Below are 15,205 nucleotides of genomic sequence, written 5' to 3'. Positions count from 1 at the left end.
TTAACAGAAGCTTAAATGAAAGCGATCTCGGCATTAAGATTCAGCACTTCGTATGGGTCATAGTTGGGTGCATAACCTTTGATAAGTACCCCTTATCGGAGGTGAGAAGACTCTGCGGTTGACCATGTCGGCGCGGTTCGATATTTTTGGTCAAATCGTTGTCATCGGAGCCACCATGAGCACCACCGTCAAAGTATCTGAAGCGAAGGCGCATCTGTCCGAACTGCTGGTGCGAGTTGAAGCCGGTGAGGATGTGATCATTTCACGTGGCAATGACCCAATCGTGCGCATGTCGAGAATCCGAAAAGAAAGTGACCTGCAACTGTTGATGAACGAGGTGCGTGCCGCGCGTTCAAGGGCGACGCCATCGACACATGAGGAAATTTTATCCTGGCGCGATGAAGGCCGTCGATGATGAGTTTTGTCATCGACGCGTCCATGGCAGCCGCATGGCTACTGCCAGAAGAATTTACCGCCGAGGCTGAAATTATCATAGGGTCGATATCTGCAACCTGCCCTATCCCGTCGCTGTTCTGGTTTGAGATCCGCAATATTCTTGCCATGTCAGAGCGGCGTGGGCGCATCGGACCGGGCGATGCACTTGTTGGAATGGAGCGGGTCAGGCGTCTTCCGCTGGACGACGCGGGAATAGGCAGTGATGGAATGGTGCTTGTCCTATCGAACAAGCACGTACTAAGTGCTTATGACGCCGCCTATCTTGCTCTTGCCATGAACAGAAGCTTGGCGCTAGCCACGCTCGACCGCAAACTCGCCGCCGCTGCCCGGAAGCAGGATGTTGAAGTACTGGGTCCGTTCGCCCATGGCGACTGACGATAGGACGATTTCCGAACGGGCCGAAAAACTTGACACCATCGCCGCCGTCCTGCCGATTGAGCGCCGCGATGAGCTAGCCGAGCTTCTGACCGATCAGGACATCGAAACGCTGAAGCATCTGGTTAACGAAGGCATGGGCGAGAACACCCTTCGCGCACTGACCTCGGACCTAGCATATCTCCAGGCATGGTGTCTGGCATCGACTGGCAAGAGTCTTCCGTGGCCAGCTCCCGAAGCGCTACTTCTGAAGTTCGTTGCCCATCATCTGTGGGACGCGGAGCGCCGGCGTGACGATCCTGGCCACGGCATGCCGCAGGATGTGGATCGGTTGTTGCGCGACCAGGGGTTCCTCAAGTCACTCGGTCCGCATGCGCCAGACACCGTGCGCCGGCGTCTTGCGTCATTGTCAACGCTTACCAAATGGCGCGGTGTGGCGGGGGAGTTCGCCTCCCCTGCCCTGAAGCAAGCCATTCGCCTCGCGGTTCGCGCGACACCACGACCACGCAAGCGCAAGAGCGCAAAAGCCGTGACGGGAGATGTGTTGGCGAAGCTTCTTGCGTCATGCGGTAGCAACAGTCTGCGTGATCTCCGCGACAGGGCTATCCTCATGGTGGCATTCGCATCGGGTGGCCGCAGACGTAGTGAAATTGCGGGACTACGCAAAGAGCAACTGACACAGGAGCCGCCGATCGAGCGCCAGGATGGCCCTCCCCTCCCCTCGCTATCCATCCATCTCGGCCGTACCAAAACCTCTGGCGCTGATCACGATGAGATCGTCTATCTCACGGGTCGACCGGTAGAGGCGCTTAATGCTTGGATGAAGGCAGCCAGCATCAAGTCAGGATCGATCTTTCGCAAAATCGATCGTTGGGGAAACTTGTCTCCTCGACCGCTCGATCCAAAGTCGGTCAATGATGTCGTCAAGCACCGCGCGGCGCTTGCTGGTCTCGACCCCGCAGAGTTTTCTGCTCATGGTCTGAGATCAGGATATCTTACCGAGGCCGCGAACCGCGGCATTCCGCTTCCAGAAGCGATGGAGCAGTCACGTCATCGATCCGTCCAGCAGGCATCCAGCTATTACAACAGTGCCACAAGAAGAAGCGGGAGGGCTGCAAGGCTGCTCTGACCGAATACGCGACAGTCCCATCATTGCGACTTGTCGCTGCATTTTCGCGCAGGTTGGTTTCGTACCCGAGGTGGGTCCACTTCGACACGTAGTTTCAAGGGATCATGCCCTTTGCCAACCATCCAGCAAATGCAAAGACTATCGCCACGACGATAACACCCACTGCGACGAAGAGCTCACCTCTCATCAGGATGCCAACAGTAAATCCGGAGATTGATGCAGCTGCCAGCCCGATGACAGCCCCCGGAGAACCTTCGTCATCTAACTCATCCAGAGGAAGCTTGCTCATCATTACGCCATGCCTTTTTTGTGAATTTCCCAACCCTCGCAGGCATCAACTGACGACACAGGACGTGCTGCAAGATTTCCAGAGTGTGTATCATTCTGCTACTGACGCATCGCTGAAATCTATGTCATTTAGCTGTCAGTCGCCTGCAGCCGACAGTGGAAGTCTCACAGTAACCAGTGTGCCCATCGCCGGACCGCTCTCAAAGGCGATGGAACCGCGGTTGATCGCCAGAATTTCCTTCGCTATCGCCAAACCCAGTCCAAAACCGTTTACAGTTTCATCAAAACGCTGGCCCCTTAAGCCGACCAGCTCTAACTTCGACTTCTCGATCCCTGGTCCATCATCATGCACTCGCAGCTCTGCAACGTCCCCCTGAGCGGTAACTGTTACAGCTACCGTCGATTTGGCCCACTTCGCCGCGTTCTCCAAGACTACTCCCACAAGTTCAACGAGATCATTGGCATCGATATTTACCTCGCTATCTTGCAGGATTTCGATTCGCCAATCGAGCCGCTCGCCATCGCGGGTTCTTTCAAGGACTGCGACCGCGCGACTGACGATTGATTCTAGGTGGGTTCGCAAAGTATGAGACTTAGCTCTTTGTCGAAGTTTGGATAATTTAAGCTGATACTCGACTCTGCTATTCATCTCGTCAGACAAACTGAACAAAAGTGCCGCAGCGCTTTTCTCACCGCGCCCTTCAAGCTCGTGGGCAAGCGTTGCAAGAATAGACAAAGGGGTCTTCAGGCCGTGAGCAAGATCGGAAGCTCGTGCTCGCGCGAATTCCATCGATGTTTCTTGCAATTTAAGGAGTTCATTCACTTCCGCAACAAGAGGGTAAACTTCTGCCGGGTACTGCTTTTCCAGACATGAAGAAATACCCTTACGGACGTCTTCCACCTCGGATCGCAGTTGCCGAAATGGCACCAAGCCAAATTTGACCAGTAGAACGGCTGCAATGATAAGCGCAGCCCCCAACACAACGAAAGCTGCTGTCAGTTCCCACGTAAAATGCATTATCGTCTCGTCAAGGATCGAGCGATCCTGGGCAACGACTACCTGATAGTGCCGTTCTTTATCTCCGGCCTGGAATGACGTCGTCAGCGACAGTGCCGAAAGGGATTGACCAGCCGGGCCACTGATACTCGACAAGTGTTCACCATCCGTAGTCGGCGCGACTTGGAGAATTTTGTCCCAAAGCGATCGTGAGCGCGTTACCATTTGGCTGTCGAGATCAACGATCTGCCAATACACACCGCTAAAGGGCGTTTCATACCTCGGGTCCGGAAGGTGACGTGTAAGCCTTGGAGAATTTCCCTTCGTTTCAATGTCGATGATTGCGATCAGACGCGAAAGGGTTGCATTGAGATCAGAACGTAGGCCCTTCTCGACATTCTCGATAAATAGGTAGGATATTGCCGATCCTGCAAGGATGAGAGCGAGTAAGATCCAGACTGTACCCGCGCTGATCATGCGAGACTTCAGCGATCTTGAAGTCATTCTGAAGCGCCGCCGAGCATATATCCCAATCCTCTTCGGGTTATGATGATGTCGGCGCCCAATCTACGCCTGACCCTACCGATCAACACCTCAACGGCATTGGAGAGACGATCAGCATCTTGCGCATAAAGATTCTCAGTGATTTCCGACTGGGAAATGACCTTTCCAGGTCTGTGAGCCATGAAAGCTATAAGACGATACTCTTGTGGGGAAAGAGCAATGGGCACTCCCGCCACTGAAACCTGCTTCAGCCTTGTATCGAGGGTGTATTTTCCGATCGCAATCGTCGGTGAGGCGAAGCCAGCGGATCGCCGAACCAGCGCCCTCACACGAGCGACAACCTCCTCCATTCTGAAGGGCTTCACAACGTAATCATCCGCGCCTGACTCGATGCCCTCCACTCTTTCACTCCAGTCTCCGCGAGCGGTCAGGATTAATACCGGGGTGAAGCGTCCCTCGCGGCGCCACCGCTTGAGGATGGTCAGTCCATCAAGGACCGGCAAGCCGAGATCTAGAACAACAGCATCGAACGCCTCGGAATCTCCTCTAAACCATGCGTCTTCCCCATTCGTGGACAGCTCTGTGACGAAACCGGCTGCAGAGAGTGCGAGGGAAAGAGATTCGGCTATTCGCCTGTCATCTTCAGCAATCAGGATCCGCATTTTTCACTTTACTCCAATCAAGCGTCCGCTTCGGGCATCGAACCAGTATCTCCGCAGCCGATCGTCATTCTCGAGCACTTTGAGCTCATACCTAAGAGAACCACGCCGCTGTGTAAGCTCAGCATCCAAGATGCGACCATTCGTAAGCTTTTGAGTGCTTGCCGTGATGTTATCGAGTGGCAGGATGTGCTGGTTTTGTAGAGCGGTCTTCTCCCCTTGGCTCTGCCCTTCACCAGGTGTTGCATCCATTGAAGGCCGGCTCAGGGAAGTTCCGGTCTCACTGCCGCTGTAAGCGCTGCCAACCGCTCCAAAGCCGTCGTCAGTCTGAGAGGGTTCCTCCGAATGGGTCTCGTCGCTTGGACCGTCTTCAGCGTGAGCTTGCGGCGATAAACCGACTGCGATCAAAAACATCGCTGCGAAGCAAATCTGCCTGTATTGCACTATGCTAATATTGCTCACGTTCGTCTCCCACGAAGACTGGCCTATAGATGAACAAAGATGACAGTTTGCTGACAACAGCTTCAAGCTGCTGTCAGATCCTCTCGAATATAGCAAACCTTCGCAATCTGAATGCTGTCAGTTCATTGAGGTTCTTAAGTGGTCACACGCTTTCTTCCAGCAGTGGTGTTCGTAGGGGCCATTCTTATGGTCGTCATCTCCATCCTCGCGACCCGAAATCCGCCCGGATGGTCGATTAGCGGTCCGCTAAAGTGCCGTGATTGGACATATACAGATTGCTTTCTCCTGCGCTGATACCAGCGCCAGATGTCACATAACAGCTACGTGTGCGCGTAGCGATTCAAGGAAAAATACTATGCGTCTTTACTACTCTGTACTGAGCGTACTGGCCCTCATCAATCTTGCTGGCGCGACAACCTCAGCTCAAGCAATGGCTAATCCCGCGTCCGAGCTCTGCGTCAAAATGGGTGGCAGGTCTGTCAGTGCGAAACTGCAGTCGGGTGACGAAATCGGCCTGTGCTATCTGCCCGGAGATAAGGTAGTTGAGGAGTGGACGTTGTATCACATGTTCGACGGTGAGGTCCCATCCGAGGACGAAAACCCGTTTAACTGATGATACCTAGCAAGAGTTGAGATCTCCAGAGGTTCTGTTGGAGTTACCACAGGACCGATTGACCCCGGGCGTCTCCCCTGTCCATAGTCTACCGCATTCCCCCAGTGGATGACTAGGGATAGGGGGTTTGATACCATAAGATTTTGTTGCGCTCCGCGAGGCTGACAGCCAGCAACGCTGCCAAACCGTAGGCTCCTGTCGTGCCCGCCCTCGTGCACTCCGCGACGCTCGTCGGGGACCTGACGGCGCAGCGCACCGCAGCTTTGCGGCTGAAACTTACCAACAATCATCATGTCGCGCTTTCACGGGTTGTGCACGCCCTCCTGTTCAGACCGTCCTGGCACATTTGCGCGATCATTCCTGCGTCGATACCGTCTTGACCAGCAGATCGGTCGAGACCAGCATGAAGGCACCGGCAAGCAATCTTGCCATCGTTGGCCTTGCCGAACTGGCAGAACACTTTGGCGATCATGTCCCCGGCAACCCGGCCGATATCTTCGAATGGTGCCTTGAGCGCGATCAGCACGAGTTGGTCGAACTGCTGGCCTTCGCAGCAGCCCATTCCATCGATGCGGTGAAGGACAAGTACGACTACCGCAAGACGCAGCGCGCCCATGCCGAGGTGCTGGCGGATGCACTCGACCTCGATATGACGAACTATTTCGAGGCGACGGCGGAAAGCTACTTCAACCACCTCACCCGTGACAGCATCGAGGCGGTGCTGATGGACATCAAGGGACCGGACTTCGCAAGTGGCGTCGGTCGGATGAAGAAGGCAGAGGCCGCAGCCTATGCAGAGGCGCAGACCAAAGGCTCCGCGTGGCTCCCCTCCCCCATCCGGCCAGCGAAGGCAGCGGCGATTGTTGCTGATCCGTTGAGCGTAGATGATGACAGCGGCGACGAGGTGCACGGTATAGCCGATGAGGCTGACGAGGCCGATCAGCCGAAGATGAACTGATGCAGTTCCCCGAGGCGGCTAAGTGAAACCAGCCGTCGCCCGCCGCAGCGTCTTTCCGCTGCGGCGGGGTTTCTTTGTTTAATCGCCCGTTGTTCCGCTTGACAACAGGAAAGATGTTGTTAGGATGAACAACATGAAGGCAGTGCTTATCCAGAAATCTCGTATCGTTCTTTCTGAACGCTCGTTCTACGAGATCGTGATGTGGCAGTTGCCCGAGCCGGTTCCCGGGAGCGCTCATCCATACAAGTACCGTTTAGCGCTTGTGGTCGAAGGAACCTGTGTGCTTCGCTACGACAATGAGCGCGGCAAAGGCGACCATAGATACATCGAAGGTCGCGAAGAGCAGATAGAATTCACAGGTCTTCGTGACCTGCTTCGAGCCTTCAAGGCAGACATGGAAAGGATCATATCATGACGAAACTGACTGTAAGGTTGACGACATTTGATGATCTTGAAGCCGAAATTCTGGCAAAAGCTCAACGCGCCGCGTCGGACACGCTTGAAGATGCACCCCCGGTCCTTGGTTTTGAGAGCTACGAGGCTATGCATCGTATTCTTGCACCATCGCGGCTCGACATCGTAAAAGTTCTGACCGCGCAAGGTCCTTTGGCAATTCGTGAGGTTGCCCGTCGCGTCAACCGCGATGTTCAGGCTGTTCATCGCGATGTGATTACGCTCATCAATAGCGGAGTGATCGACCGTCACGAAAAGGGAGTGGAGTTCCCCTACGATGGTATCCACTTCGAGTTCGACGTGACTGCGAAAACTGCCGCGTGAAAGCTGCCAAACCAGCGCACCATGCGCGGTAACGTTCGTCGGCTTGATCGCAGGCCGAGAAGTCGAGGCGCTTCGGGGCAAGGGGGAACCCCCTTCGGCCCTTCCCCTCGCACTCCCCCGCCCGCCCATCATAAGGGACCTGTTCACGGCGGAATGCCATCGGCTTCTCTGTAACCGAGCGTGCTTGGTCGCCTCCGCGACAGAGTAGCCACATCTCCCCTGCTGCTGCTTCACGGCAATCGCCTCCACTTTGACCGGGCGATCAGGTGTTTTGAGGCCCGAAACCGTAATGAGCGCACTTGCCGGGAAATCGTCCCCGAACACTCCTCGTCGAATTCCGACTGATCTGTTCGCTAAGCGCGGATCAATTATGAAAACCGTCATTGTCTGGCATGATTAGATATCGGCTACTGCCGCCATGTGAATATGAACGTTCTCGCAGATCACTTACCTTAATGGGGGCATTCCCGGTAATTCGGATGAGTATCAGCACCAGTTCACAACAATCTACCAGCTGAGCAAGGGCTTTTTCTCGAGGTCAAAGATCGGAGGCAGTCATGAGAACTTTGACAATCGCGGCAAATGCAAACTGGAAATCAGCATTACCTGCAGCTAGAAAGCGCGCTGGTGTTGGGACTTGGTAGTGGTGAGCATCAAGGTGAAACGCTTAACTTTGAGACGGCGGGAACATTTTTCGCGCGCATCGCCGAGTGTCGTTGAGAGCTATTGAACGTCCTTTTCGGAAGCGGAACCGCAAGCGTGCGTGAGATTGCGCACAGGTTGGATCAGGACGCAAAGCGCCTGCATTTATGGCGCGTCGGCATTGGTCGAGCTTGGACTAGTTGGGAAGGGCTAGCACGGTGCGTAAAACTGCCCGTCCAGCAATAGTCACGTCGATATGATGATGGTGTCAGAAAGACAAGTAGCGTGATTACGAGGGATGCGTTCGGCAGCTATTGTGGCGGGAGTAACCCCTTCGGCCCTTCTCCTCGCGCTCCCCTCTTCACCCTCAATGGCCGATTGGTGAACTTTTCCTATGCAGGGCGTTGCTAGGTCCAGTCATCACACTTTCAGCTACGCTTTCCACCTTGGTCTTACTGAACGACTTCTTAAGCGCTTGACTCTCCTTTCCGGGACAAGACAAAGATCGGTATCGTGCAGATAGAGATTTGCTTAAACGCAGCGCGAGTGAAGCAGCCTAGGTCAATAGTCTTTCAGGTGCTGTCGATTTCGGCGCGAAGATACTACGATGTTTTGGAGAACAGACGGCAGGCATGTCGACCTTTGGAAGATCGCGTACCGCAAAAGTAGCGTTCGGCCCGCGCGGTAGCTTGAAAGTCCGCTTAGAAAATCGGGCCAGGGGAATGTGTTCTCGACCTTGTCAGCTGACAAGGTTACGGGAGAGCAGGGGTGGTGATCCTTGGGGCCTCGTCGGCGAGGCGATATTTCCGACATATCTTACAGACGCCTCAACCAAACCTTGTCAGCTGACAAGTGAGCGAGGCGTAATGGAATGACTTCACAGTCGCATCCTTAATCGTTCTGACCATGCGTTCAGCCTGCCCATTCGTGAATCGATGATAAGGCTTGGTCTGACGATACCCGATATCGTTTGCGGCGCATACTGCGACGAAGATGTGATCGACAAACCCACGTTCTGTTGCTCTCTCATGCTGCACGAATTGGACGCCGTTGTGGTGAGCACTGTGTTGATTTTGTAGGGTACTGTTTTGACCAAGGCCTTGAGGAAGCCGGCTGCGATAAGCTTTGTCGCCTTGCGATAAATTCTGGCGACGACGATCTTCGAGGTGCGGTCGACCGCCAGAAAGAGGAAAGCCTTTCCACCCGCGTATCGCAACTCTGCAATATCGATATGGAAATAGCCGAACCCGTAGGATTTGAACCCCTTGGGCTTTTCACGATCAACCTTCGGCAGACGCGAGAGGCGCTGCAAGCAGTGATGCAGGCTTGAGCGGGACAGATGTGGATCACATCTTTCAGAGCGATACAGACGTCGTCGAGTGGCAACCGAGCCTGCACTCGCAATGAAACAATCGCGGCTTCTTCAAGCGCCGACAATACCGTACTTCTGCGCTCTTTGGGACCCATCGCGTCATCTTCGACGCTTGGCCGAGATCGCCATTTCCTCACCGTTTTTTCGTTGATGCCGTACCGCCGCGCGAGCGCCGCGGCTGAAGCTTTCGAGCGCTGTAACTCTGCTCGAATGGCGTACGTGGTCTTGGCGCTGCCATGAAGAAATTGGCCCATAGCGTGTCCCTCTTTGATCGCGATAATGATACGCCACCACACTGTGGGACTAAACACCTAGTCGGCTCACCGGAGCGGCGCCCGCAACAAGGCGACTTTGAAGCCTGGAAGCTTGAGCTTGGCCATAACAAGCGGTCGCATGACCGAGAACTTCGCAATACCGGCTCACAAGACGCCTGTTGGAGAGCTTAGGCGAACGATCTCCATTGGGAAGTATACAGAAGGCGAGGGGACCAGCGTCGGAACAAGTTGGAGTGGTAAAGTAGTGGACGTCTCTTTACTAGCACTACTTTGGCAGATTTAGGCAAGCTTGGTTTGAGATGATTTGCGCTCTCACTTTCGGGGCGCGATATGGCGGATTGGGATACGCAGCTTTCGGCATTTTTGCAGCCATTTCTGGAGAAGGTCGGACACAGGAAGCGGCGACAGATGTGCCCTCTTTACGTGTCCGGGCTCATTGGCCCCGGTGACCGCAAAAGTATTGAGCCGATAGCGGAACGGTTCGCTCCAGGCCAATACGACCGCCTCCACCATTTCATATCCGATGGCCTCTGGGATGCTGTCCCTCTTGAGACCGAGCTTGCGCTGCAGGCGGACAGGATCATTGGCGCATCCGATGCATTTCTGGTGATCGATGACACCGGCCTGCCGAAGAAGGGCGATCACTCGGTCGGAGTGGCGCCGCAATACGCCTCGATGCTGGGCAAGAGAGCAAACTGCCAGACGCTGGTGTCGGTGACGCTTGCTAAAGACGAGGTTCCTGTTCCAATTGGCTTGCGTCTTTTCCTGCCGGAGAGCTGGATCGGTGATCAGGAGCGTATGGCAAAAGCCGGGGTCCCAGAGGATATGAGGGTCTCTCGCACGAAGCCGGAGATTGCTCTTGCCGAGATCGATCGACTGATGGCCGCAGGCGTGCGGTTTGGCACAGTGCTGGCTGACGCAGGTTATGGCCTGTCGGCTGCGTTCCGAAAGGGATTGAGTGGACGTGGCCTCACCTGGGCGGTCGGTATTCCCAAGCATCAGAAGGTCTATCCCGATGATGTCGGATTGATCTTTCCCGTCTCCGGTCATGGCCGTTCTCGCAAGCATTCGATCCCTGACACCCTTTCGGTGGCCGCCGAAACGATGTTGGCATCTGCAAGCTGGAAGAAAGTCAGTTGGCGCCGTGGCACAAAAGGTCGCCTGACCGTACGGTTTGCAGCATTGCGCATCCGGATCGCCGACGGCACGCCACAACGCATTCTTGATAAGGGACAGCAGTACATGCCGAGCGAAGCAGCCTGGCTCATTGGCGAATGGCGATCAAATGACAAACGCAAATACTACCTGTCCAACCTGCCAGCCGATGCGGGCTTGAAAGTGCTGGCAGCCGCGATCAAGGCGAGGTGGGTCTGCGAACAGGCTCATCAGCAGATGAAAGAGGAGCTTGGTCTCGATCACTTCGAAGGCCGATCGTGGCAAGGGCTGCACCGACACGCCCTGATGACGATGATCGCCTATGCTTTCCTCCAGCACCAGAGATTGCAAACTGCAAAGCGGGAAAAAAAAGAAGCGACGCGTGCGCCGCGGACCGCCTGAACCGACCTTGCCAGCCGTCCGTCGAGCCGTGATCAATGCACTTGCTGTAGCGACAGCACGAATACGATGTCCGCATTGTCAACAGCACTTTCAGCGCAAAAATTCAATTCTGCCAAAGTAGTGCTAGAATAGCCCTGCTCTACGAATGCTTCCTCTGCCTAGAGCAGGATTGCTTCATGGCGAAAAGTAGCATCGATGGGAGGACGGCCACGCTTAAGACGGCTTATGGCTGGCGACGACTTAATGGGAAGAGTATTTCACAGCGTCTCCTGCGATGGGTTAACTGCCTTACGGGCAAGCGCAACATCGTTGGACAACTGGACTGCAGATTCCCGCGTTGAGGGATGCTTTCGCGATGAGAATCCCAAGCCGATGATAGATAAGCCAAAAAAGCATGGAGGCCGCGAGATGTCGGGCTCGACGTGCGGGGTCGCCTTACGACCAACGATTTTCCAGGCAATGCAGCTGAAATTTGTCAGGCCGCCTGCCTTAAGCCAAAGGCCGCCATTGATATCCGGCGTCTTACCGATCCAAGTCGTCAGAGTTGCAACCATCGCCAGCAGGGAACAAAACAGGGCAAACGACCAGTCTGTCGTCAGCAAGGATGATTTACGAGAAGAAACCTCATCCCGACCTGCAACAGGCCCATCGCGATCCAATCGTGATAGAGGAGGGACCGCCTAATTTGATGATGATGATTGATAACAGAAGACCACCAAGGATCGCGTTTATTCCGGGCCAGTAACCCAAAAGCCTTGCGCCGATCAAGACGTTTCGCAATGGTGAGAACTGCCAGATCGTCCAGGTTGACGCCAAGGGCTTGAAGCGGCGCCAATCATACGCTCCTCGAAAGCGACCGGAAACCCTGCTGCGGCGCCACTGAACGATCGGCTCGAAGACAGATAGCAGGTCCGAGACGCGCGCGGCGGCATGCGCGCGTCTCGAGGATGTCCAATAGGGGCGGGAGTGTAGACATCCTTCCTCCTCAATTGGAGTGCCTTGAGGAAGCTTGGGAAGGGGGTTTTCGCGCGAAGGTCGCTTTCAGTTTCTCTCTCGCAACTTGGAAGGTGGCGTAGAGCATCGGGATGACTATGATCCCAAGCGTGCTGGAGGCTACCATGCCCATGAAGACCGGCGAGCTGACGTTCTGACGAGCCAGCATCGAGGCGCCGTTCGCCCAGACCAGCGGCACCAGACCAAGGATGAAGGCGATCGAGGTCATCATCACGGCACGGAAGCGGAGCTTCGCGGCATTTTCCGCAGCGTCGCGGATGTCGATGCCACGTTCACGCTGCTCCTTGGCGAACTCAACGATCAGAATGCCATTTTTCGCCGCCAGAGCGATGAGTACGACGAGGCCGATCTGACCGTAAAGGTCGAGGGTAAGATCCCAACCAACCACTGCGGCAAAGGCACCGGACACGCCGATGATAACTGAGAGCAGTACGGGGATGGGGATTGTCCAACTCTCATAGAGTCCCACTAGGAAGAGATAGGCGAAGAGTAGCGCGAGCCCGAGAATGATGGTCGTCTGTCCGCCCGCCTGGCGTTCCTGGTAGGACGTGCCAGTCCATTCGAGCGCATAACCGGCGGGCAAGGCTCTCCCTACCACGGCCTGGAAAGCATTCATTGCCGTGCCCGAGGAAACTCCAGGCGCTGGCGAACCATTAATGGTGACTGCGCGATAATTGTTATAGCGCGTGATAACGGAGGGACCGACGATGGTCTTGAGTTCCGCGATGGACTGAAGGGGTACCATGGCCCCTGACGAACTGCGAACATAGATATCCCAGAGGGCGGGAATGTCTCTGCGATTGTCGACGTCGCCTTGGACCTTGACCTGCCAAGTGCGCCCGAACAGGTTGAAGTTATTGACATAGGAGCCGCCGAGGGTTGCCTGCAGCGCGGAGAAGATGTCGCTGATGCTGATACCAAGCGCCTGTGCTTTTTCGCGATCGATATCGAGATAAAGCGACGGCGCATTGGCCGCATAGGTGGTGAAGACGCGGCTCAACGCGGGGTCCTGATTTGCGGCCCCGACAATGCCGTTGGCGATACTCCCCATAGTTGCTGGGTCGGCGCCAGCGAGGGACTCGACCATTGCTTCAAAGCCGCCGCTCGTGGAGAGGCCGATGACCGGCGGCAGGTTGAAAGGCAGGATCATTGCCGAGCGGATCTCCTGCACACCACCAAAGACCTGACCGATGACAACTTGCACCTTGTCGGTGGCCGCCTTGCGATCCTCGAATGGTTTCAGCTGAACGATCATGAAGGCATTGTTGCTGGCGGAATAGCTGTCGAGAAGGGAGTAACCGATCACCGAGGTGACGTTCGTCACCTGCGGCAAGCCGCGCAGCAGCTGTTCGACCTGCCGCACGGTGTCGCTTGTGCGAGCGACGGAGGCACCGTCCGGAAGCTGTACGTTGATAAAGAATGCTCCTTGATCCTCTTCCGGCAGGAAGCCGCTCGGCGTAATCTTGGAAAGACCGAACACGCCGAAGGCGCAGAGCCCGATAATTGCGAGCGAGAGGATGGAAAGCCGCAAGGTCTTGTGCACGATCCAACCATATCCGTCACGCACACCGTCGATACGGCGGCTGATCCAACCCATGACGCCACGTTTTTCGCCTCCGTGGCGCAGGAAGACGGCGCAGAGCGCGGGAGAGAGCGTCAAGGCGTTCAGTGCCGAGATCAACATAGCCACGCTGATTGTGACGGCGAACTGTCGAAATAACTCGCCAGAAATGCCAGGGATGAACCCGATTGGGACGAATACCGACAGCAACACGAGCGTGATGGCGATGATCGGAGCGGTCACCTGTGCCATCGCCTTTTTGGTGGCGGCGGCCGGCGACAGCTCCGGCTCATCTTCCAGCACGCGCTCGACATTTTCCACCACAACGATCGCATCATCGACCACGATGCCGATGGCGAGCACCAGGGCGAGGAGTGAGACGGTATTGGCGGAATAACCAAACACGAGCAGCACGGCGAACGTGCCGATAACGGAAACCGGGACGGCGATGATCGGAATGAGCGTCGCGCGTATGTTGCCGAGAAAAATGAAGACGACGAGCGCGACGAGCACAAAGGCTTCGATCAGCGTGTGGACTACCGCTTCGATTGTATCGTATACGAAGTCGGTGGAATTATACACGACTTGGGCCTTCAGGCCCTCTGGCATGCGCGATTGCAGCGTTTGCAGCTTCTGGTTGACGGCGGACGCCGCCGTGAGCGCGTTAGCGCCCGGAGACAGATAGATACCGACCGCGACCGAAGATTTGCCGTTAAACCGGTTCAACGAGTCCTCGTTCTGGGCTCCGAGTTCGATCCTGGCGACATCCTTTACCTTTAGCACCGATCCATCCGAATTGGCGCGCAGGACAATGTCTCCAAATTCCTCCGGCGTGGTCAGGCGACCCTGGGTCTGCACGTTGAACTGGAATTGCTGATCATCCGGCACAGGCCGCGCGCCGATACGGCCGACGGGAGCTTGGACATTTTGCGCGTTGATGGCGTTGACGACGTCCGAGGGCACCATGCCGAGGCTCGACAGGCGATCCACGTTGAACCAGATGCGCATGGAATAGTTCATCTGACCAAAGAGCGAGGCGGAGCCGACACCAGGTATGCGCGAAAGTTCGTCAAGAACATTGATCGTCGCATAGTTCGTCATAAATAGTGGGTCGAAATGGTTGTCCGGGCTGCTGAGGGTGATGAATTGCAGGATGGAAGAAGACTTCTTCTGCACGGTGACACCGAGGGTCTGAACCTCCGTCGGCAGTTGTGAGAGCGCCGTCTGCACGCGGTTGTTTACATTGACCGTGTTGATGTCCGGGTCACTGCCAAGCGCGAAGCTGACCGTGAGCGTATAGCTGCCATCATTGCCGCTGGTGCTCTTCATGTAGAGCGCCTTGTCGACACCGATGACCTTTGATTCGATCGGCTGGGCGACGGTCGTTTCGAGGACTTCGGCCGAGGCGCCGGGATAGGTGGCGGTTACCGACACTTGTGGCGGCACGATGTCTGGAAGCTGGGACACCGGCAGACTTGTCAACGCCAGAGCGCCTGCGAGCGAGATAACAATGGCAACTACGATGGCTAGGCGCGGCCTGTCGATGAAAAGATTGGAGATCATCGG

14 protein-coding genes and 2 pseudogenes are annotated in these 15,205 nt (G+C 55.7%); 8 read left to right on the top strand and 8 right to left on the bottom strand.

The window, feature by feature from the left end; translation table 11 throughout:
- The first annotated feature begins 175 nt into the window (after positions 1-175).
- From QE435_RS23820 to QE435_RS23810, 3 genes are read left to right on the top strand one after another with little or no spacing between them, the layout of a single operon-like run.
- Complete coding sequence (locus QE435_RS23820) at positions 176-415, top strand: type II toxin-antitoxin system prevent-host-death family antitoxin (protein ID WP_349043002.1); 240 nt, start codon at positions 176-178, stop codon at positions 413-415.
- Positions 412-831, top strand: coding sequence for a type II toxin-antitoxin system VapC family toxin (locus QE435_RS23815; RefSeq protein WP_349043001.1), 420 nt, complete (start codon positions 412-414; stop codon positions 829-831). Before QE435_RS23820 ends, QE435_RS23815 begins: the two co-directional genes overlap by 4 nt.
- Positions 794-1,960 (top strand): tyrosine-type recombinase/integrase, encoded by a 1,167-nt coding sequence (locus QE435_RS23810; RefSeq protein WP_349043000.1) that lies wholly within the window; start codon positions 794-796, stop codon positions 1,958-1,960. Before QE435_RS23815 ends, QE435_RS23810 begins: the two co-directional genes overlap by 38 nt.
- Positions 1,961-2,054: 94 nt before the next feature.
- Here QE435_RS23810 and QE435_RS23805 read toward each other — a convergent pair whose 3' ends face one another.
- From QE435_RS23805 to QE435_RS23790, 4 genes are all read right to left on the bottom strand, one after another.
- Positions 2,055-2,252 carry a hypothetical protein gene (locus QE435_RS23805; RefSeq protein WP_349042999.1) on the bottom strand — a complete coding sequence of 66 codons (198 nt, stop codon included), beginning with the start codon at positions 2,250-2,252 and terminating at the stop codon, positions 2,055-2,057.
- A 132-nt stretch (positions 2,253-2,384) separates the two neighbouring features.
- The gene (locus QE435_RS23800; RefSeq protein ID WP_349042998.1) at positions 2,385-3,722 is read right to left on the bottom strand and encodes a HAMP domain-containing sensor histidine kinase; all 1,338 of its coding nucleotides are present in this window, start codon (positions 3,720-3,722) and stop codon (positions 2,385-2,387) included.
- A gap of 23 nt (positions 3,723-3,745) precedes the next feature.
- The gene (locus tag QE435_RS23795) at positions 3,746-4,411 is read right to left on the bottom strand and encodes a response regulator transcription factor (RefSeq protein ID WP_349042997.1); all 666 of its coding nucleotides are present in this window, start codon (positions 4,409-4,411) and stop codon (positions 3,746-3,748) included.
- A 3-nt stretch (positions 4,412-4,414) separates the two neighbouring features.
- Positions 4,415-4,870, bottom strand: a complete 456-nt coding sequence (locus tag QE435_RS23790; RefSeq protein ID WP_349042996.1) for a hypothetical protein — start codon at positions 4,868-4,870, stop codon at positions 4,415-4,417.
- 355 nt (positions 4,871-5,225) lie between these two features.
- On the opposite strand from QE435_RS23790, the gene QE435_RS23785 reads away from it, so the two are divergent.
- The 4 genes from QE435_RS23785 (at position 5,226) to QE435_RS23770 (ending at position 7,218) form a co-directional block, all read left to right on the top strand.
- Positions 5,226-5,483, top strand: coding sequence for a DUF333 domain-containing protein (locus tag QE435_RS23785; RefSeq protein ID WP_349042995.1), 258 nt, complete (start codon positions 5,226-5,228; stop codon positions 5,481-5,483).
- Between the two features lie 376 nt (positions 5,484-5,859).
- Positions 5,860-6,441 (top strand): hypothetical protein, encoded by a 582-nt coding sequence (locus tag QE435_RS23780; protein WP_349042994.1) that lies wholly within the window; start codon positions 5,860-5,862, stop codon positions 6,439-6,441.
- Between the two features lie 133 nt (positions 6,442-6,574).
- Positions 6,575-6,856: a DUF6516 family protein gene (locus QE435_RS23775; protein WP_349043200.1), complete on the top strand. Its 282-nt coding sequence runs from the start codon at positions 6,575-6,577 to the stop codon at positions 6,854-6,856.
- The gene (locus QE435_RS23770) at positions 6,853-7,218 is read left to right on the top strand and encodes a transcriptional regulator (protein WP_349042993.1); all 366 of its coding nucleotides are present in this window, start codon (positions 6,853-6,855) and stop codon (positions 7,216-7,218) included. Before QE435_RS23775 ends, QE435_RS23770 begins: the two co-directional genes overlap by 4 nt.
- Positions 7,219-8,714: 1,496 nt before the next feature.
- Here QE435_RS23770 and QE435_RS23765 read toward each other — a convergent pair.
- A pseudogene (locus QE435_RS23765) lies at positions 8,715-9,486 on the bottom strand (IS481 family transposase); the annotation flags it as partial.
- Positions 9,487-9,837: 351 nt separating this feature from the next.
- Between QE435_RS23765 and QE435_RS23760 the strand changes: the two are divergent.
- A pseudogene (locus tag QE435_RS23760) lies at positions 9,838-11,196 on the top strand (IS701 family transposase).
- Positions 11,197-11,321: 125 nt separating this feature from the next.
- Here the strand turns inward: QE435_RS23760 and QE435_RS23755 are convergent.
- The 3 genes from QE435_RS23755 to QE435_RS23745 all read right to left on the bottom strand — a co-directional run bounded on the left by QE435_RS23755 (position 11,322) and on the right by QE435_RS23745 (position 15,202).
- Positions 11,322-11,666, bottom strand: coding sequence for a hypothetical protein (locus QE435_RS23755; RefSeq protein WP_349042992.1), 345 nt, complete (start codon positions 11,664-11,666; stop codon positions 11,322-11,324).
- Positions 11,660-11,899, bottom strand: coding sequence for a hypothetical protein (locus QE435_RS23750; protein ID WP_349042991.1), 240 nt, complete (start codon positions 11,897-11,899; stop codon positions 11,660-11,662). The genes QE435_RS23755 and QE435_RS23750 overlap by 7 nt, the downstream gene beginning before the upstream one ends.
- Before the next feature lie 150 nt (positions 11,900-12,049).
- Positions 12,050-15,202 carry a multidrug efflux RND transporter permease subunit gene (locus QE435_RS23745; protein WP_349042990.1) on the bottom strand — a complete coding sequence of 1,051 codons (3,153 nt, stop codon included), beginning with the start codon at positions 15,200-15,202 and terminating at the stop codon, positions 12,050-12,052.
- Positions 15,203-15,205 lie beyond the last annotated feature (3 nt).

This window comes from Agrobacterium sp. SORGH_AS 787 (assembly GCF_030819035.1).
Taxonomy (GTDB): Bacteria; Pseudomonadota; Alphaproteobacteria; order Rhizobiales; family Rhizobiaceae; genus Agrobacterium; species Agrobacterium larrymoorei_B.
The sequence above is the reverse complement of the archived record's forward strand: the minus strand, read 5'-3'. Positions and strand labels throughout refer to the sequence as shown.

What these genes read in the sequence shown, in the direction of transcription:
- QE435_RS23770 (WP_349042993.1), top strand. Translation starts at nt 6,853, where the DNA reads ATGACGAAACTGACTGTAAGGTTGACGACATTTGATGATCTTGAAGCC.
- QE435_RS23815 (WP_349043001.1), top strand. Translation starts at nt 412, where the DNA reads ATGATGAGTTTTGTCATCGACGCGTCCATGGCAGCCGCATGGCTACTG.
- QE435_RS23785 (WP_349042995.1), top strand. Translation starts at nt 5,226, where the DNA reads ATGCGTCTTTACTACTCTGTACTGAGCGTACTGGCCCTCATCAATCTT.
- QE435_RS23820 (WP_349043002.1), top strand. Translation starts at nt 176, where the DNA reads ATGAGCACCACCGTCAAAGTATCTGAAGCGAAGGCGCATCTGTCCGAA.
- QE435_RS23745 (WP_349042990.1), bottom strand. Translation starts at nt 15,202, where the DNA reads ATGATCTCCAATCTTTTCATCGACAGGCCGCGCCTAGCCATCGTAGTT.
- QE435_RS23805 (WP_349042999.1), bottom strand. Translation starts at nt 2,252, where the DNA reads ATGATGAGCAAGCTTCCTCTGGATGAGTTAGATGACGAAGGTTCTCCG.
- QE435_RS23810 (WP_349043000.1), top strand. Translation starts at nt 794, where the DNA reads ATGTTGAAGTACTGGGTCCGTTCGCCCATGGCGACTGACGATAGGACG.
- QE435_RS23800 (WP_349042998.1), bottom strand. Translation starts at nt 3,722, where the DNA reads ATGATCAGCGCGGGTACAGTCTGGATCTTACTCGCTCTCATCCTTGCA.
- QE435_RS23795 (WP_349042997.1), bottom strand. Translation starts at nt 4,411, where the DNA reads ATGCGGATCCTGATTGCTGAAGATGACAGGCGAATAGCCGAATCTCTT.
- QE435_RS23775 (WP_349043200.1), top strand. Translation starts at nt 6,575, where the DNA reads ATGAAGGCAGTGCTTATCCAGAAATCTCGTATCGTTCTTTCTGAACGC.